Origin of the sequence: Algoriphagus locisalis (assembly GCF_900116615.1) — a bacterium.
GTDB lineage: Bacteria > Bacteroidota > Bacteroidia > Cytophagales > Cyclobacteriaceae > Algoriphagus > Algoriphagus locisalis.
The window spans coordinates 13,128-31,735 of sequence record NZ_FPBF01000003.1 but is presented as its reverse complement, the minus strand read 5'-3'; the positions used below and the strand labels follow the sequence as shown (position 1 = coordinate 31,735).

The following is an 18,608-nucleotide window of genomic DNA, read 5'->3' as shown; positions in this document are numbered from 1 at the left end:
TGGGGATTCAGAAATCGAGCATCATCAATGCTGTTCTCTTGGTGTCTCCTAAAACACTGCGAATTGACATTAGGCTGACCGGTTTGGGCCTAAAATTCCTCGCCAAGTTAGTCCTTTGGGATCTGGGCGACCGTTAGATCCGGCATAAAGCCGCTTGCTGCACAGCGATTTTATTCCTTTACCTTCCTGTCTTTGTCGTCCACGGCTTGATGGAGCTTCATGGTTCATTGTTCCATAAAAACTAAAAAGATTATGGAGACAATAGAAATATGAATTTTAAGTAAATTACTGTGCCCGTACCTGCCAGAGTGTGTTTCCACTGTCATCATTCACCAAAAGTGAACCGTCCGGCATGACGGTGACATCTACTGGTCTTCCGTAAACTTCAGATTTTTCCTCATCAGCTATAAATCCAGTCATAAAGTCCTCTGGCTCTCCGGCAGGCTTTCCATTCGCAAACGGGACAAAAAGTACCTTATAACCGCTGAGTTCTTTCCTATTCCAAGAGCCGTGCTGGCCTACAAAGGCCCCATTATTATATTTACCAGGAAAAGCACCACCATTATAGAAAGTGAGTCCAAGAGATGCTGTATGGCTTCCCACAGGCACATCTGGGATTATAGCCTGAGCTACTTTGTCTGTACCTTTACCTTCCATTCGTGGATCTGGAATTTGTCCAAAGTAGGAGTAGGGCCAACCATAAAATCCATCTTTTTTTACGCTGGTGATGTAGTCTGGAACCAAATTATTGCCCAGTTCATCCCGTTCGTTTACAGCCGTCCAAAGCTCTCCATTTACAGGATTCCAAGACATACCTACTGGATTTCGTAAACCAGTAGCATAGAGGATTTCACCTGATCCATCCGGATTGATCTCCAGGATTGCTGCTCTCCTGATCTCTTCTTCCATTCCGTACTCTGCGACGTTACTGGCCGAACCAACTGAGATGTATATTTTTGAATTATCCTCGTTTGCAATTAGATTTCTAGTCCAATGATTGTTATATCCTCCGGCTGGCAATTCTACGATTTTCTCACCCTCTCCTTCGAGTTGGATTTGACCTTCTTTATAAGGGAAACGGTAAAGGCCATCCGTGTTGGCAATATAAAAGGTCTGCCCGATGATCAGCATTCCAAAGGGTTGATTTAGGCCATCTTTAAAAACTTCCCGCACTTCATATTGCCCATCATTATTTTTATCCTGAAAAATAGTGATTCTATCTGCGCTGTTCTTGGTATTGCTTTCTACCACAAATAAATCCTTGTTGGGGCCAATGTAAGTCGCCCGAGGATTATCAAGATCAGCGGCAAATTTTGTAACCGTAAATCCTTCTGGCACTTTGGGTGTCTGGTCTTCTGGCCAACCGATCACTTTACTGCGATTCGTGGTAGGCTCCGAGGAGTATGGAGAAGGTAAGATTAGCTCTCCTATGGCAGTAAGTACGGTGTCTGCACGTTGTTGGCCAAGTTCTTTCTTTTCTTCCGAGGATACCTTTTCCTTGCAGGAAATTACTAAGCAGACTCCAAAGACAAGTAATAGGGTAGGTTTGAATCTATAATGCATAAATTTTGCTGTTAATGTGCGATTTGAAATTGAATTCAATCCATTAGCCAAAAAATTAGAATCATGCTTATAGCTTGATTAGCTAAGATTTAACAGCTGTGTACATGCCGTGATCCTTTTATGATTTTTTCACCAAAGAAATATTATTCCCTCTTGTGAGGAGAAACCTGCCCAATTTTTAAAGAAGTAGCATAGACTGTATGACCATAATTCTATAGAAAAGATGGATTTTTTCTCTCTTGAGAGCTGATTAATTCAGAATCCGCAATTAAAAATCAAGTTCCGGATTTGCGTTTGAAATAGATGTTTTCGTCCTCATCGCTGATCACTTCATATGTGTCCAGATCTGCCACCTTTTTAAAGTCCTTCTGATCCACAAGCAGCGAATAATTTAAGTTTTGAAGTGATGGCAGTACTGCAACTGAACTATCGGGTAAAGACTGGGTTTCTGGTTTTCTGAGCAATGCTTGATATACATATCCTATTTCTCCAAATGTGGTTTTGATTTGGTACCAATCCTTTGTGGAAGCAGTAATAAATATTGGGGTTGACTCTTTCAATTGGAAGAGTAATTCGGAACCTATTTCTGGTTCTGCTCTAACATTTGCCTGGTCCACATCGACAATCATGAGTAGCGGTAATTCTTCGGCAGGGAAAGGTTCTGCTTTTTTATGAGCTGTATTTATTACTGGATAGGGGTCAAAAGCCCCATTTTCATAGATCCCAAAGTGCAAATGAGGAGCAGTAGTTCGTGCATTTCCAGTATTTCCGACCAGCCCTAAGGTATCGCCGGGTTCTACGCGTTGTAAATTTCCGACCAATTGGCTGTCCAGGTGAGCGAAATAAAGACGCCAATTCCTCTTATTATCCCTTAACCAAACTTGTTTGCCGCCCAATCCACTATTTCTCACACTTGTGACTAAGCCTGCAACTGGAGCAACCACGGGAGTTCCCCGTGCAGCAAATATATCCACTCCCTCGTGGGATCTGGCTCCTCCATCCCGGGCAGCTCCCCAATAGCTTTGGATAGAAGCTGTATTTTTTCCCTGAACGGGAAATACTGCATAGGTCTGTACAGCATTGACCAAAATTTGAAAATTGCCTTCCCCAAGCATTTCAGGTTGAACCCGGAGTATATACTTTCCGGTTTGGTCAGCTTCCAATTGGATGGAGTCTTGAATAATGGCACGAGATTCAAGTTCCTTTAGAGACTCAGCATCCAGTAGATCTACAATTAACCGACTACTATCACTTGCTGTCCAGCGGATATCTATTAGAATACTGGCTCCTTTTTCCAATTGAATTTCCCAGGCATTGGCAGCTATGGTTTTGGACTTAAAGCTCCCATTGATGGCAATAGGAGGGCTGAGTAAACTAGCTGTATTTATGACTTCCTCTGCTTTGGATAACCAGTTCATTCCAATTTTGGATTTCAATATGCCTGATTTTTCTAGGGAATTCTCGTAGCTCTTACGGGCTGAAGAAGAACTGAATACACCAAGGCTGGCTTTGTTACAGGAGGTTACAGATAGAATAATTGCAAGGCATAGAAAATAAGAATAGGGGTAGGATTTCATCAGAGGTAATATTGAGATCAAAGATTGAGACAGGCGTGTTATATTATCTTCTTTTTCTTGCTATACGCTAATAGTATGCCGATACTTAGCTTTCGCCTGTTCGCTTTAATTCTTTAAAAATGCAATTGGTGTTTTTTTCTATCTGTTGAATTAAATCTACATTTTGTGAAGAAAATTCTCCTAAAGTTGTGAGGTGTGCTGTAACTGAAAATGCTTGAAAAGAATTAATATAAGGTGTTTTGAAGTAAACTATTGGCTTTTTTAAATCACCACTAGCTGTGGTTTATGTTTTGTTAGCTGGATGGGTAAACCCATTAATTAATGACAAGTTTGACTCCTTTAAAGAGTGATCTTTGTAATGCATTGGAGCAGTGCATAAAAGATGTGCAACTCTTGATTTCAACTATAAAGCACGGATCGGACATGAAAGAATTTATTGCTGTAGCTGAACATTGCCTTGAAGCATGTATGGCCTGCCTCGACGCCTGCGAATCGGGGAGATTTGACCGAGGTATCATGATGGCCGACAGTGCAGAGGCTTGTGCGCTTTGTGCTGACCAATGTGAATCGCTTGATTTGCCAGAAAGCAGAAAATGCTTAGCATCCTGTAAAATTTGCCTAGAAGAACTATTTCACTTGTTGGCTTAAGGAGCTTGGAATTTTTTAAGTTATAAAATCCGCATAAATGATGGCGCCTCCTCACGACTGTTTTCATTTTTCATTCCCAAGGGGAATCAAGTTGGGGTTGCCTAGTGGAAATCGAAATGATAGATTACAAATCTCATTCATCGGGCAATCCTTCTGTCGGTCAAAGGAGGCATCATCATTTTAATTATCTATTTGATTCTCTTGCCTTACGTTTCCGTTTTCAAAAAACTCGACAGTTTTATTTGATTGATCGGATAACTCGAACTTTACTTCATAAACAGTGATGGAATTCTCGATCTTACTGCTTGTTCTTACAATCCTAGACTTAGAAAGAACTTCATCATTTTCAATAGCATTGATTACAGGAGCCGGGAGATGAATAGAATCTGCTTTATCCAGCGTTCCACTTAGTAGGGTACCGTCCCGCTTCACCATCGTAGTATCGTCTTCATTCATTTGCGTGCTCATTTCGTTTTGAGCTTCAATACTTTCTTCGTTGACGTTACTTTTACCACAAGCAGTAGATAGCATAGCTACCATCGCAGGGAATATGATATAGTGAGTTTTCATAATTGCCAAAATTTTAGTGACTGTTAACAGCAGATCAAAAATCAGCCCTTTTTAATTATAAGTGTGTAGCTATCTAGCTTCTAATGCCTTCCTGTTAAGCAAGATTTGATCAAGAAATGGATATGAGAGAGCTGTATGCTTTTTCGTTTTTGAGGAGATTTTGGACTGCTTACTATTTCTTATTTAATGGGTAGATTCTAAAGCATTTAGCCTTAAGGCCGTATTCTAAAGATTTCTCCATATCACTGTTCATTACGATTTAGTTCTACTTGATTAACCCAAATGGGGCGACAATTTTTAAATAAATAGGAGTCAAGCGATAGCTTTTTAAATGGTTTTTACAACTACAAGATTCAGGACAGTATGAGGAGGCGTTTGCTCAATCTGTTGACAATTAGGCTATTATTAAAAGTCTGGGGTTTCTTATTCTTAAGTTTGGATTTTTTTAAATGCTGGACCTACAGTGATTTAAAGGTATTTCGGTTGAAATTTTTACCTAGTGGAATAGTTGTTGGTTTGGTACGAGAAAATCTACCCTGATTGTTTCCATTCTACCGACCAACTATGAAAAAGTTTTCAACCCTTATTTTTCTGGCTTCAATTTCAATAGGATCTTCCTGTGAGGTTTTCGCGGAAAATATTACTTCATTGACTTTGCAGGATACAGTTCCCATTTCCGACCCCAAAGCGACTAATGAACCTAGTTCAATTTCTGGAACTGTTAAAGATGAAGATGGTAATCCTTTACCAGGAGCCGCTGTGCAGATTAAAGGCACCCAAACAGGAGCGATTTCAGATGATTCCGGCAATTATTCTATAGATATCCCTGAGAATAGTGAAGGGGTGGTTCTGGTATTTTCATTTTTAGGCTTTCAGTCAAAGGAGGTTGAAATAGGTAACAGGAGCACCATCGATATCACACTGATCAGCGATGATCAAGAGCTAGAGGAGGTAGTAGTGATAGGATATGGTTCTACAAGAAAAGCAGATCTCACCGGGTCAGTCGCCCAGGTAAATACTGAAGAAATTAACGCCTTTCCCACATCAAATGTGCTTCAGGCATTGAATGGGCGGGCTCCAGGAGTGCAAGTCATCCAAAATAACGGTGCTCCAGGAGGGGGAGTTTCCGTTAGAATTCGTGGTGCAAATTCCATTCAGGGTGACAATGATCCTCTGTATGTAATCGATGGCTTTCCTTTCTCCGGTAATCCTACCAATCTGAACAATTCAGATATCGCCAGTATAGAAATTCTAAAGGATGCTTCATCTACTGCAATATATGGATCCAGGGGCGCTAATGGAGTAGTACTGATCACTACCAAAAGTGGAAAGGGGGCGGGCACGGTTGTGGAGTTCGATGCTGCATACAGTTTGCAAAGCCTGAGGGAAAAACTAAACCTGATGAATGGAACTCAATATGCCCAGTTGATGAATATACAAGCTGAAAATGACGGACTTCAACCGTATTTTTCAGATGTAGAAATCAATGGTTTCGGCCAAGGTACTGATTGGCAGGATGAAGTTTTTCAACAGGCTCCCATCAAAAACACCTCTCTGAATATCTCCGGAGGAGGAGGGAACACTCAATTTTTGGTTGGGGGGAGTATTTATCAACAGGACGGAATCATCAAAGGGTCTGATTATGATAGATATTCTATCAGGACCACTATCAACCATAAGATCAGTGAAAAATTTTCAGTTGATTTTAACAGCACACTGAGCAAATTGGTGACTGCACGTAGGGATAGTGAAGGAGGTTCCAGAGGAGCGAGTATGATAGGAGCAGCAATAGTAGCTTCCCCTTTGTCTGATCCATACAATTCTGATGGCACTATCAACAACTTGGCTGATGATTTTGCATTTGTTTCTCCGGACCTGATCAATCCGCTCTACTTTATTAACGAGCAATCCACTGTAATAAACGCAAATGTGGTTTTGGCGAATGCAGCCATCAATTACAATCCAATTCCGGAAATTACCATCAGAATAGCTGGAGGGGTAGAAAACCGTGACGACAGAACTGACAACTATAGAAGTAGAAATTTTATAAACAGCAACGGAAATGCCAGTATTACCACGAGTCAATACATCAGTCGGCTGAGTGAAAATACGATTACTTATGCTGACGTATTCAATGAAAAACACGATTTGAATGTGTTGGCAGGTTTTACCTACCAGGATTTCACTACTAAATATCTGGCGGGAAGCGGAGCCGGGTTTCTCAGTGATCTATATGAAACGGATAACTTGGGAGCTTCGGAAACTCCTGGTATTCCTACCTCCGGCTATGCAAACTCAGTTTTGCTTTCCTACTTGGGAAGGATTAATTATGGATTTGCAGACAAATACCTATTCACTGCTTCTGTCCGCGCAGATGGATCTTCCAGGTACAGTGAGGGCAATAAGTGGGGATATTTTCCTTCTGGGGCCTTAGCGTGGAAAGTCTCCGAAGAGAATTTTATGCAGGGACAAGAAACTGTATCTACTCTAAAACTCCGTGCCAGCTGGGGGCTGACAGGCTCTCAGGCTATAGATCCTTATGCTACACTCAACAGGTTATTCCCAGGATACACCGTTTTTGGTGATGAACTTTATAACTTCCTTGCTCCGGGATCTACCTTGCCTGGAGAGCTTAAGTGGGAAACCACCCAGCAATTTGACTTGGGTATGGATTTGGGACTTATTAATGATAGAATTATCCTTGGAGCTGATTATTACCTGAAAACTACAGAGGACTTATTGAGTACTGTCAGACTGCCCAGTTCCTATGGATATACGACTACCATAGACAATGTGGGATCTATAGAAAACAGAGGAGTGGAATTGAGTCTCTTTGCCCAAGTTTTTTCCACGGAATTCCGGTGGAGTTTAGATGGAAATATTTCTTTTAATCGAAACAAGGTGATTAGCCTCAATGATGGACAGCCGATTCTCACCAATTTCATAAATGTGATCACCGTGGCCGATAACTTCTCCATCATGGAAGAAGGCAGACCTTTAGGTCAATTCTGGGGGTATCAAGAAGATGGCTACACGGAATCAGGCGCTATCAGATATAAAGATCTAAACAACGATGGGGAAATCACAGATGAGGATAAAACGTATATAGGGAACCCCAACCCTGACTTTTTTTATGGTTTCAATTCAAACATGACCTTTAAAGGCTTTCAGCTGGATCTATTTTTTCAGGGAAGCAAAGGGAACGATATAATGAATGTAAGTGCGATCTCCAGCACTATGGATTACGGACAAGGATTGAATATGCCGGAAGAAGTATTACTGGATCACTGGACTCCCCAGAATACGGATGCCAACTACCCAAAAATCAGTAGAAGTACAGTGGCAAGAGTATCCGATAGATTTGTGGAAGACGGTTCTTATTTAAGGCTGAAAAACGTGATGTTAGCCTATAATTTCCCCTTAAAAAACACAAATGGAAAATTCATCCAGAGTCTTAGAATCTATGCCAGTGGTCAAAACCTGTTGACATTTACCGATTATTCCTGGTGGGATCCTGAGGTTAACAGTAAGGGTGGAGACAATCGCCTAGGTATAGATCACTTCAGTTATCCTATTCCTAAGTCTTATACCCTAGGTCTCAATGCTACTTTTTAATCTTTAATCCATAGACATATAGATCATGAAAACTAGTAGAAAATATAATCTCTTCAACACTAAAGTTTGGGCAGCTTGTCTTTTGGGGATAGGTGCTTTTACCATCTCCTGCGATTCGCTTTTGGATGAAGAACCGAAAACAATTGTCTCTGAGAATTTCTATCAAAACGCCTCTGATTTTGATGCAGCAATCAACGCGGTTTATTTTCCGCTGCGGATGGTGAGATCTGAGCAGGTCGCCGTGCTTAGTGCACACACGGATTGGGGCTATGGACGAGGGAGCAGGGCGCAGTACAACGATTTCGACGGGTTTAATCCCACCAATATCAATGCAGCCGCTTCCAGATGGAACAGTTTCTACCAAGGAATCCGAAATGCCAATATCGTGATTGAGAAAGCGCCATTAAGTGAAGAATTGACCGAAGAAGAAATGAATGGATTTATTGCTGAGGCTATGTTTCTAAGAGCTTTAACTTACTTCGATCTGGTGAGAAACTGGGGAGGAGTTCCGCTTCGTACCGAGCAGAATATATCGGATAAGGATGTGCCAAAAAGTAGCGTCGAAAATGTTTACTCCCTGATATTATCAGACCTGGAAGCAGCGGAAACAGGTCTTCCAACTGCTGCAGCAGAGCCTGGCCGGCCTACGCGATGGGCTGCTAAAACCTTACTGTCAGATGTTTATCTGCAATTAGGTGAGTTTGATTCAGCAAAATTGAAAGCCCAGGAAGTTATAGACTCTGATGCGTTTGAGTTAGTTAACGTGACCTCAGTGGATGAGCTCCGGGATAAAATCTTTGGTCCAACATTGATCAGTTCAAGTGAAGAAATCTTCTCCTTTAAGTTTGCCAGGCAAACGGGACAAGGAAACGGGCTACCCTGGATTCTGAACCACCCGAGTACCGGACTTTATAATTTCGGCGGAGCTTATGCGCATTACGGGGATGCAAGCAATCCATTCTACAAGGAATGGGAAGAAGGTGATTTAAGGAAGTCTTTATGGCAGTTAGTGGACTTTGGTCTGGGAGATTCAACCCTGGTAAATGGAAAATACGCAGAGCCTCAGGCAGTGGATAATTCCGGAGCTGGCAATGATATCCCTATTTATAGATATGCAGAACTATTGCTTATTTATGCAGAAGCTTCAGCTCAGGTAGATGGCTTGACTGAGGAAAATATAGAAGCAGTTAACCAAGTACGAAGAAGAGCCTTTGGCTTGGATCCTATGGAGGCATCTTCCATGGATTATAGATTGGAAGATTTGAATACTACTGAATTTTTAAACTTGATCCTTCAGGAAAAAGCCTATGAGACTCAGTTTGAAGGCAAGCGATGGCTGGACCTGAAAAGAACTGGAAGAGCGGAGGAATTCGTGATGAAAAATAAAGGCTTGTCAATTGCTGATCGCCATTACCTGTGGCCGATTCCCTTAGAAGAACTGAATTTCAACGAAGCCATGGGCACAGCTGATCAAAACCCTGGTTACTGATTTACCTTACATCAGAGGGCTGTTTTTTGACTTGGACGGGTATGAAACCATCCAATTTAAAATTGCCTGGTTGTAGGAGGTTTTTTATTGCAGTAAGAAAAGATAGACCTTTTGTGTTTTGGAATACTTAAATTGTTTAAGTCTAGGGAGTTGGGTATTTACAGGGAATAAAAGCCTGATACCTGTACATGGAGGTCGTTTTATAGAATTTTATTCCGTTAATATTTGATTCAATATCGACAGCCAAATCCATGAATAGCCTGTAATATGCATGCCCGTATAAAATGGCGGGTTTTGGATTTTTGATAAATGATGATGAATAAAGTTTACGTGGTTTTTTCTGGGGAATATCAACTAATGAAGGTGCAGACCAGGCAACTGGAAGGTACGTTACCTGCATTTAGGATTGAGGGCGTATTTTCCGCCATCGAAAAATGCGAGGAATGGATCAGGAGACATGAAAAAAGTATTTCTTCCACCGTTTTGAGCTTTCTCGAAATTCCTTTTGATCCCGTTAGTGGAGAAAGGGAGAGTGAAATGCAAGTTTTCCATGTACGTATGAATAGTGATTTGCATATCATTGAGTTAAAAATGGGGAATGAAAGTGATATAAAAATAGGGGAGAGCTTTAGCATCAGTCAATCAGAAAGCGGAGATTTTCTAGGAGTGTTTTTTGCAAGGGATTTAATTGATGCCTGTAAACTAGCTTTTACCAGGGGTCAAGAATTGCTGAGCGGAGAATAGACCACTCAAAAGTAGCAGGAGACTCACTGCTAATATTATAGTAACTTTTTTAGCTCTGTTTTACTTTTTCTATGAGCTTTTCTGAAATTGGAAGGGGTATCGTGATACATCTTTTTGAAGAGTTCACTAAAGTAACTTTGACTGTTGAACCCTACCTTTTCCTTGATTTCCTGAATGCTTTCTTCCGTATTGAGCAGCAAGTCCTTCGCAAGACTCAATCTCAAAAATTGCAGGTATTCATTGGCACTTTTTCCGAAGAAATGACGGAAACCATTCTGAAATTTTTTAGTGTTTAGGCCCACTCTTTGGGCAATGGAATTCAGGGATTCAATAGAGTCTAGCTCCATTTTCATGATTTCTACAGCTTCTCTGATTGCATGTGCCTCGGACTGCCGCAGGATATTACGTTGATCTGTCCCTTGATAGTCATCATCATATTGTATGAGTTGTTGCACAAGCATTCTATAGGATATGCTCTCTAGAAAAACCTTCTTGATCAGGTCAGTATATTCATGGGTTTTTATTTCTTCAAATATCTCGCCTAGTCTGAGACTGTACATGCCATTGTAATAAAATGAGGTTCTGGCAAGTTCATCTTCAAATATGGATTTTAAATTGGTGTGTGCTTTTGCCAATTCACAAGACATGCGCTGCTTAAATCTTAGCCTATCAATTTCGAGACTATAAACTTCTGTTTTCTGCTGCTTTTGAAATTGAAGTACATGCCCATTGTAACCCTTACTGGCCACGATAATATTTTGATGTTGCTGTAGGGCATGCTTTTCTTCATCTTGTTCAAAATGGTGGAGTAGGTTACCATTCAAACAAAAAAGAAATTTTAGGGGATGGGTTTGGCTCACGGTGAAACTTATCTCCAGATCCTCATGGAATAGGCAATCATAAACCAGCAAGCCCAGTCCTCCTTCAAAGTTTATTCCCTTAATCTGTCCCTGACCCCATGAATCCGGAATTTGAACATAGTATTCCCCGCAATCTTGGGTGTATTGAGTACTTAAACCTTTGGCAATATCTGCTATAACCTCCTTTAAAGGGAGAGAATGAACCTGAAGTGTTTTCATAGAAAATGTAAGATGAAAAACATCAACTGAAAATAGTACTATTAACCTAGAAAAAGAACAACTATTTCTTAAACCTGAAATAGGTGTCAGCAAAATCTTGTACAGAAACTATTTACATTTTTAACAGATGGTATTTTGTCATTTTCTATTCAATCATGAGTAGGCTAGCATTCGTTTTTACAATAAGTTGATTATAAATAATATATAAACTTTACTTAATGCTTGGCAGTAATCAGGAACTTCTAGAGATGAGTGTTATCTACATAAATAATACCCTGCACATGAGTCCCGGATCAAAAAAAGTAATGAGTTGGAGTTTGAAAATACTCCAACTCATGTTCAAGACGTTTAGACAGGTATTTGATCTGCATCCTCTCTTTCCCAAACTCTATGGGAGGAAATGGATTCAATGAAAGATTTGGGATCCTTATTGAACAAAACGCCTTTAGGCAGTTTATTTTTTGAGGCATAGGTCAAATCCCATAGATTTTCTCCAGTACCATTGATGCCAATAAATTTGTAGTGCCTATAAGCTTCATCTATAAACCTAATGGCCAAAGAATCATTCTTCAGACTTTTGGTACTCTTTGATCCGTCTATTACTAGCACTGCATCGAATAATACTGAAGCCGTAGTCATTAAGCTATGATCAACTGTAAAAGAGCCACCTTCTGATGCAGTAATAGAGCCACTGTGGGTGCTGATGATTTTAGAATCAGCTCCAGCATCTTTAATAGCCCTTTGAAATGCCTTGATAGATGTTTCATCTACTCCATCATCTGCCAAAATAGCTATTATCCTTCCTTGGATTCCTTTTCCTGGCGATGCCAATAAGCTTAACTTTTCTGATTTCTTCAGTTTGGTTTTAGATTCAGTAGGTTGGTAATCACTAGGATCGGAGTCTGCGGGGTAGCTATGGTTAAGGGGAGCTTCTGGTTTCTGGATTTCTCTGATGCCTAGCCCTTTGGCCACCTCTTCCGCAAGTGTCTGATCTACGTAAGTCAGCATGCCTACCATCCGATTTCGGATGGCTTCGCTTTTTACTTTGCCCAGTTCAAACTGAAGCGCCTGAATAATGTGTTTCTGTTCCACTTTGGTTTGGCTATTATAAAAGAGCGTAGCTTGGCTAAAGTGGTCCATAAAGCTCTTGCTTCTGTTTCGGATTTTATGGCCTTCTATTTTCTCATGATGAGATACATATCCACCGTCTGCCATTGAGGCTTGAAATGGACATCCTCCACTTGCTTTGTTTGGATTATACCCCCCCTTGCCTTTGTTGATGGTTTGCCTCATAGATCCGCCGCGTTGGTTGTTATGTACAGGAGTAATAGGACGGTTGATTGGGATTTCTGCGAAATTGGGACCTCCCAGTCTGGTCAATTGGGTGTCTGTGTATGAAAATAACCTTCCCTGAAGCAAGGGGTCGTTCGTGAAATCAATACCCGGTACCACATGTCCCGGGTGAAAAGCCACTTGCTCTGTTTCGGCAAAGAAGTTATCAGGATTGCGGTTCAGCACCATTTTGCCAAGGATCTTCACAGGTACCAATTCCTCAGGGATAAGTTTGGTGGGGTCTAATAAATCAAAATCGAATTTGTGTTCATCTTTTTCTTCAACTAGCTGAACTCCCAACTCCCATTCCGGAAAATTCCCGTTTTCTATCGATTCCCAAAGGTCTCTGCGATGGAAATCAGGGTCCTGACCAGAGATCTTTTGGGCCTCCTCCCAAATGACGGAATGCGTACCCAATTTTGGTTTCCAATGGAATTTTACAAATACAGATTTTCCTTCCTTATTAATGAAACGGTACGTATGGACACCAAATCCCTCCATCATGCTAAGACTTCTGGGTAGTGCCCGATCACTCATTACCCACATGATCATATGCATGCTTTCGGGGATGAGAGATATAAAGTCCCAAAACGTGTCATGAGCCGAGGCGGCTTGGGGTATTTCATTGTCTTGCTCAGGCTTTACTGCATGAATCAAATCGGGGAATTTCATGGCATCCTGAATAAAAAATACCGGCATATTATTACCTACCAAGTCATAATTTCCTTCTTCAGTATAGAATTTTACAGCAAAGCCCCGCACGTCGCGCGCGAGGTCAGAGGAACCTTTGAATCCTGCCACTGTACTGAATCTGGTAAAAACCGGGGTTTTTTTACCTTTCTCTCCGAGAAAGCCGGCTTTTGTTATAGAAGAAAAATCCCCATAACTCTCAAAGAATCCATGTGCTGCTTCACCTCGAGCATGGACTACGCGCTCTGGAATCCGCTCATGATCAAAATGAGTCATTTTCTCTCTGAAATGAAAATCTTCTAACAAAGTAGGCCCACGGTCCCCAGCAGTGAGGGAATTCTGATCATCATTTACCCGTAAACCCTGATTGTTACTCATTACTTCCCCGCTGCTATCTTCTGTATTCATGTGAAGATCATCGGTTTTGGCATTTTCTGGTTTCTTACCTTTCATGGTATTTAAATTTTAGTGGTTTGGTGTTTTTACCACTAATAACATTCCATAACTATGATTTTTAAATATTGGCTATATCCTAAAGAGAAGAGTAATCGAAGGGAACATAGATCGCTTCTTCACCAATAAGCTTTAGGACTGATTTAGGGAGGGTTACATGTTCTTTATGCCAAGTAAATGGAAAAGTGACCGGCTGCTTAGGGATAAAAAATTCTTAATAGTTCGATTTGCCAGTTATCTCATTCCTTATTATCTAAGCATGTCGAGGTGCTGATTGTCTTCTTTATTCCTCATACTGAGTAATTTATTTAAGTAGCATGCTTCTGCGCTTTAGAGTTAAGAAAGTTGGTTCCTTTATCATGCGTACAAAAAAGTGCAAGCTTATGTAGTTTACAGTCACTCCTAAGTACATTGAGCTACTGAGCCAAATATCCGATTTGATGGAAAAACAAGTCCAACTATTAGAAGAGCAAACGCCTAAGGAATTAAAAAGAGGCTGTTTCAAAGGGAGAGCCTCTTCTTGTGATTAAGGGATTGTTTTGAATTAGGGTCAATGGAGGAGGGTAGGCCCCAACTACTTCAATCCCCCTAAACTTCAGGTGCTCCCATAACTAATTTCCATCCCAAACCAGTTCTATAATTTTCTATCATCGCCACCATTGGTGCTTGGGCAATTGCAAGGTATAGGGTAGGGAAGTAGTTGTGTTCTGGGCTCATCGCATCATAAAAACCGCATCTACCTATGACCTTTTTACTATAATTCTAATAGATTCTTAATGACTTTGATTGATTCCTCTGGATTGTAAGGAATAGAAGAAATCAGTCCAGTGTCATTTTGTGGGAAGTGCGTATTGTTGCCATTGATAGAGTAAGAGGCAGTATGCCCCCATAATTCTTTCCCTTAGCCAGCGGCATATTCAATAACATGTGCTCGATTGATCAGCGTATGATTTTTATTTACCTTTTCTTAGTCGGCATACTGAGCCTGTGCATTAGAAATGCTAAGAGGGAGTTTTGCAGTTAAAACATTCTATGTCATCCTTTCGCAAGAGTGTTTTTCTGAGAATTTCTGACTGGCTACCGATAGGAATTGTTTTTTTCCATTCATTCTTTTGCCAACTTAGCGTCATCTCGTCACGCGAGGCAATAGGCAAGGGTATAAAGCAATCGCGCTTGCCTTTTTTGGTTTTTTCCTGCAGGTAGTTTCGTCCACAGGCTGATGCAACTTTATACCTATTTGTTAAACAAGAACACTAAATAAGATGATATCCAAATCAAAGGTTAAATATACTAACCCAAATGCGATTGAAGAAAGGGGCACGAAGCAATCATAGGGTAGCAGAAGGCAGACTTCATTTGATTAGAATTGCCCTCCTAATAAGAGAAGATTAATCCCCTTTCATGCATAGGATGGAAATGACTCAGAGGTTAAACCTATTTCTAGGGGTTTAATTTGAGAATCGGTTAATGCTGCTTATTAGCTTTGCGTAGTAGTTTCTACCGATAGGTATTTCTGAATCAGATATTTTGATAGTGGTGGAGCTTAAGGCGTCAATATTCCTAACATTGATGATGTACGATTTATGCACACGGATAAATTGCTCTTCGGGCAATTTTTCCATTACCTCCTTGGCAGTATTTCTTAAGGTAAATTGCTTTCCTTTTACTACAATTTTGGTGTATGCTCCTTCAGCTTTGATCCAAAGGATATTTTTTATTACTATTTTTTTCAACCATCCACTTTCGCGAATAAATAGGTCAGAAGGAAACTTCCCTTCAATATTGTGAGGTATTGAAGATTCAATTTTGCTGTGTTTAAAATTTTGAATGGCTAATTCAATGCTCGTTACTAAGTTTTCTGTTGAGAATGGCTTGGTTATAAAACCGTCAGGTTTGACATGACTGACTTTTTCCACAATATCCTTTCCTGAAGAGGAAGTCATAAATATGATCGGAACCAACAAGGAGTTACGTAATTCTTCAGCTAGGTCAATGCCTGTTTTAGATCCTTTTAGCTGTATGTCGAGTAAGATAGCGTCTGGTACATTTTTTTCGATTTTGGAAAAGGCATCATCTGCATTGTCCAAAATTCCCGAAACTTCATAGCCCTGAATAGTGAGAATTTCCTTGACATTATCAGAAAGACCCTGATTATCTTCTACTAAAAGAATTTTAGTTTTACTTGACATCTTTTGTTTAAGCTTTAGTTTTATGAAAAAATAGGTTTAATTCATACTAGTGGTTAAACTACAAATAAAGTTTCGTAATTCTAGGAAGAGTATAATTATTATTTAAAATGTTAAAAACTGAGCAAATATTAACGGCATTCAATAATGAGGACTTGGTTTTTTCATTGGAAACTGGGGAATTGCTTAAAATCAGCGAAAGGATTACCAGATTATTAGACGATCAAATTTTTACAGGTTTTGATTCCTTAGTCGAGTATGAAGCTATTTTAGCTAGGTTTTCTATTGGGGAAAGACTTCACGAAAGGTTGAAACTTATCGATTCAAATGACTTCTTCCTAGAATCAACACTTCAGGTAGGTGGGGTGATTTATACATTGAATGAGTTGATCTGGTTGGATCGTGAGGATATGACCTTGCATATTTTTGTGTTTGTAGTCTCGGACGATAATTCATTTGATTTGCCGGAAAGCTCGATGATAGAAATTGTGGATAAGATGCCTAATCCCTCTTTGTTGATTTCAGGTGATTTTTCAGAGGTGCTGATTGCCAATATCCCCATGATCAAGTTGCTAAATCAGCCTGTGTCAGGTTTAGTTAGGGGTTTTCATTTAGGAGATTTTTTTGCTGATCATGAATTGTTTCAAAAACTCCTCCAGTGGGCACTTGAACCAGGGGGTAATCGACTGTCATTTCAGGCCAAACTGTATCTGAAAAACCCCGAAGGCAATTGGTTTGATATTACTTTATTCAAGGCAAAAGTAGATGATAAAGATTGTATTTTGATTTTATTACTCAGTGCAGATAAAAGCAAGAGAGATCAACTGAACTTGGAAAGATCCAATAGTTTACTTTCCAATATTGTGGAAGTGCAAAAGCTATTTTTGGCTCAAGAATACGAAGCAAAGCCTTACCAATTGTTACTAACGAATATTCTTGGGGTAATTGAAGCTGAAATTGGATTTATAGGTGAGGTTGCCTTTGATTTGAATAATAAGCAGGTTTTGAAAATACATGCAGCCACAGATATTTCAACTGCTGGCCCTGAAGCTTTTAAACTCTATGATAAATATGTCAAAAACGATTTTTTGTTTAGGCATTTTGACAATCTGTTTGGAGCATGTATCACTGAGTCCAAAGTGATACTTGAAAATAATCCACCTCAAAATCCCCATACAAAGGGAATAAAGATTCCAGGTCATCCTCATATTGATAATTTCCTGGGGATTCCCATTCTAAAGGGTGATAAAGTAGTCGGGCTAATTGGACTTGGGAATAAGAAGGGAGGGTTTTGCGAGTCTGACATCCAGGAACTTGAGCCTTTTGCATCCACCTATTCTGTGATTATTGAAGCATTTAACTATGAAACAGAAAAAATTAAGTATGAGAAAGAGTCATTAGAAAAAGCATTGATTCTTTCCAAGGTAGCTGATTTTTCTCCAGATTTAATTGTAGTTGCAAATGAGGACTTTGAAATAGAATATCTCTCTAAGTCATCGGAGAAATTTTTTGAAATAGGGGTAGATACCTCTACCATACATAGGAAGATTCGTGCTTTGCTCAAAAAAACTTTGGTAGAAAAAAATAGAGTGTCCAAAGACCTTTTTAAATCCAGATTGAAAATCAGATCAAATTCGGGAAATAGTATTTGGCTGGAATCTATGATGAGTTTAATGCAGGATAGCCACAGCCCCAAGTTGATAGCTGTGATTCGCGATGTATCAGTGCAGGCTAGAACTGAAGAAAATCTAAAGCTTTCATTGAAAAAGGAAAGAGAGTTCAATTCCTTTGTGAGCGATTTTATGAATACCGTATCCCACGAATTTAAGACACCTCTAGCTACCATCATGTCTAGTCTGGAGCTTAGCAAACATTACCTTGACAATATAGAGGAGCAAACTTCATTGGAGAGAGTCAAGTATCACTGTGGAAAAATCCAATCAGAAATTAACAACCTGCATCAAATAGTCTCTCATTCACTCGATTTTAATAGGTTTGCTATTCAAGGCACCGCCCTGAAAGAGGTACAGGTCAATTATAGAAAATTTATAGAGGCTTGCGTCAACAAGTATGGCTTGAAATCAAGTATAGAATATCTACCTGAAGTGGATCAATCTTTGGAGGTGAATATTGACAAGTTTATGATAGAAACAAGTCTGGTAAATATCATGACCAATGCCATCAAATATGGAGGTGAGAGAAAGCCGGAATTACGATTATTTAAGGAGGGGAAATGGTTTGGGTTTACGGTCACTGATCACGGGATTGGTATAAAAAAAGAAGAGCTTTCTTATATTTTTACACCATTTTTTCGAGGGTCTAATGTAAAAGGGATTGAAGGTACTGGTTTTGGTCTGGTAGCTGTTAAGAATTTCATTGAGATTCATGGTGGGAATATCAAATTTAAATCGGAATATGGAGTTGGTACCACAGTAGAAGTGCGATTACCGATTTAAAACCCTGTTTTGTGCTTATTTTCCAGTATTTGTCATTGAATGTTTGTTATTTGTTATAATAAACTACAATTGTGTAATTGTAGTTTTTGTTTAGATAATATATGATGTTTTTATACTAATGTAAAGGTGTTTTATTCTTTGAAAAATGAGTTTTAAATAGGTGTTTTGTTCTAGTTTTTAGGATCAATATCTGGAATAGATAGCTA

At 39.8% G+C, this 18,608-nt stretch carries 12 protein-coding genes; 5 read left to right on the top strand and 7 right to left on the bottom strand.

From position 1 onward, the window contains the following. Nucleotides 1-285: 285 nt before the first annotated feature. Together BM386_RS09180 and BM386_RS09175 are read right to left on the bottom strand one after the other, a co-directional pair. Complete coding sequence (locus BM386_RS09180) at nt 286-1,563, bottom strand: PQQ-dependent sugar dehydrogenase (RefSeq protein ID WP_091692952.1); 1,278 nt, start codon at nt 1,561-1,563, stop codon at nt 286-288. A gap of 275 nt (nt 1,564-1,838) precedes the next feature. Then, nucleotides 1,839-3,140: a M23 family metallopeptidase gene (locus BM386_RS09175; RefSeq protein WP_091692951.1), complete on the bottom strand. Its 1,302-nt coding sequence runs from the start codon at nt 3,138-3,140 to the stop codon at nt 1,839-1,841. A 321-nt stretch (nt 3,141-3,461) separates the two neighbouring features. Here BM386_RS09175 and BM386_RS09170 point away from each other — a divergent pair, with 321 nt between their 5' ends. Beyond that, nucleotides 3,462-3,788, top strand: a complete 327-nt coding sequence (locus BM386_RS09170) for a hypothetical protein (protein ID WP_091692949.1) — start codon at nt 3,462-3,464, stop codon at nt 3,786-3,788. Between the two features lie 180 nt (nt 3,789-3,968). Here the strand turns inward: BM386_RS09170 and BM386_RS09165 are convergent, their stop codons facing one another. Beyond that, nucleotides 3,969-4,358, bottom strand: a complete 390-nt coding sequence (locus BM386_RS09165) for a hypothetical protein (protein WP_091692947.1) — start codon at nt 4,356-4,358, stop codon at nt 3,969-3,971. 564 nt (nt 4,359-4,922) lie between these two features. Between BM386_RS09165 and BM386_RS09160 the strand changes: the two genes are divergently transcribed. From BM386_RS09160 to BM386_RS09150, 3 genes are all read left to right on the top strand, one after another. Further along, nucleotides 4,923-7,973, top strand: a complete 3,051-nt coding sequence (locus BM386_RS09160; protein WP_091692946.1) for a SusC/RagA family TonB-linked outer membrane protein — start codon at nt 4,923-4,925, stop codon at nt 7,971-7,973. Nucleotides 7,974-7,998: 25 nt separating this feature from the next. Continuing rightward, complete coding sequence (locus BM386_RS09155) at nt 7,999-9,462, top strand: RagB/SusD family nutrient uptake outer membrane protein (RefSeq protein ID WP_091692944.1); 1,464 nt, start codon at nt 7,999-8,001, stop codon at nt 9,460-9,462. Nucleotides 9,463-9,819: 357 nt separating this feature from the next. After that, nucleotides 9,820-10,206, top strand: a complete 387-nt coding sequence (locus tag BM386_RS09150; RefSeq protein ID WP_211482898.1) for a hypothetical protein — start codon at nt 9,820-9,822, stop codon at nt 10,204-10,206. A 35-nt stretch (nt 10,207-10,241) separates the two neighbouring features. On the opposite strand, the gene BM386_RS09145 is transcribed toward BM386_RS09150, so the two are convergent. The 4 genes from BM386_RS09145 to BM386_RS09130 form a co-directional block, all read right to left on the bottom strand. Continuing rightward, nucleotides 10,242-11,285 (bottom strand): helix-turn-helix domain-containing protein, encoded by a 1,044-nt coding sequence (locus BM386_RS09145; protein WP_091692940.1) that lies wholly within the window; start codon nt 11,283-11,285, stop codon nt 10,242-10,244. 348 nt (nt 11,286-11,633) lie between these two features. After that, on the bottom strand, nt 11,634-13,760 hold the full coding sequence (locus BM386_RS09140) for a catalase (RefSeq protein WP_091692939.1): 2,127 nt from the start codon (nt 13,758-13,760) through the stop codon (nt 11,634-11,636). Between the two features lie 588 nt (nt 13,761-14,348). After that, nucleotides 14,349-14,477: a glucoamylase family protein gene (locus tag BM386_RS23935; protein ID WP_244545491.1), complete on the bottom strand. Its 129-nt coding sequence runs from the start codon at nt 14,475-14,477 to the stop codon at nt 14,349-14,351. A gap of 731 nt (nt 14,478-15,208) precedes the next feature. After that, nucleotides 15,209-15,949: a LytR/AlgR family response regulator transcription factor gene (locus BM386_RS09130; protein WP_091692937.1), complete on the bottom strand. Its 741-nt coding sequence runs from the start codon at nt 15,947-15,949 to the stop codon at nt 15,209-15,211. 107 nt (nt 15,950-16,056) lie between these two features. Between BM386_RS09130 and BM386_RS09125 the strand changes: the two genes are divergently transcribed. After that, nucleotides 16,057-18,402 (top strand): sensor histidine kinase, encoded by a 2,346-nt coding sequence (locus BM386_RS09125; RefSeq protein WP_091692935.1) that lies wholly within the window; start codon nt 16,057-16,059, stop codon nt 18,400-18,402. Nucleotides 18,403-18,608: the final 206 nt, after the last annotated feature.

Coding starts and splice junctions, on each gene's coding strand:
- BM386_RS09180 (WP_091692952.1), bottom strand. CDS start 1,563: ATGCATTATAGATTCAAACCTACCCTATTACTTGTCTTTGGAGTCTGC.
- BM386_RS09175 (WP_091692951.1), bottom strand. CDS start 3,140: ATGAAATCCTACCCCTATTCTTATTTTCTATGCCTTGCAATTATTCTA.
- BM386_RS09170 (WP_091692949.1), top strand. CDS start 3,462: ATGACAAGTTTGACTCCTTTAAAGAGTGATCTTTGTAATGCATTGGAG.
- BM386_RS09165 (WP_091692947.1), bottom strand. CDS start 4,358: ATGAAAACTCACTATATCATATTCCCTGCGATGGTAGCTATGCTATCT.
- BM386_RS09160 (WP_091692946.1), top strand. CDS start 4,923: ATGAAAAAGTTTTCAACCCTTATTTTTCTGGCTTCAATTTCAATAGGA.
- BM386_RS09155 (WP_091692944.1), top strand. CDS start 7,999: ATGAAAACTAGTAGAAAATATAATCTCTTCAACACTAAAGTTTGGGCA.
- BM386_RS09150 (WP_211482898.1), top strand. CDS start 9,820: ATGAAGGTGCAGACCAGGCAACTGGAAGGTACGTTACCTGCATTTAGG.
- BM386_RS09145 (WP_091692940.1), bottom strand. CDS start 11,285: ATGAAAACACTTCAGGTTCATTCTCTCCCTTTAAAGGAGGTTATAGCA.
- BM386_RS09140 (WP_091692939.1), bottom strand. CDS start 13,760: ATGAAAGGTAAGAAACCAGAAAATGCCAAAACCGATGATCTTCACATG.
- BM386_RS23935 (WP_244545491.1), bottom strand. CDS start 14,477: ATGAGCCCAGAACACAACTACTTCCCTACCCTATACCTTGCAATTGCC.
- BM386_RS09130 (WP_091692937.1), bottom strand. CDS start 15,949: ATGTCAAGTAAAACTAAAATTCTTTTAGTAGAAGATAATCAGGGTCTT.
- BM386_RS09125 (WP_091692935.1), top strand. CDS start 16,057: ATGTTAAAAACTGAGCAAATATTAACGGCATTCAATAATGAGGACTTG.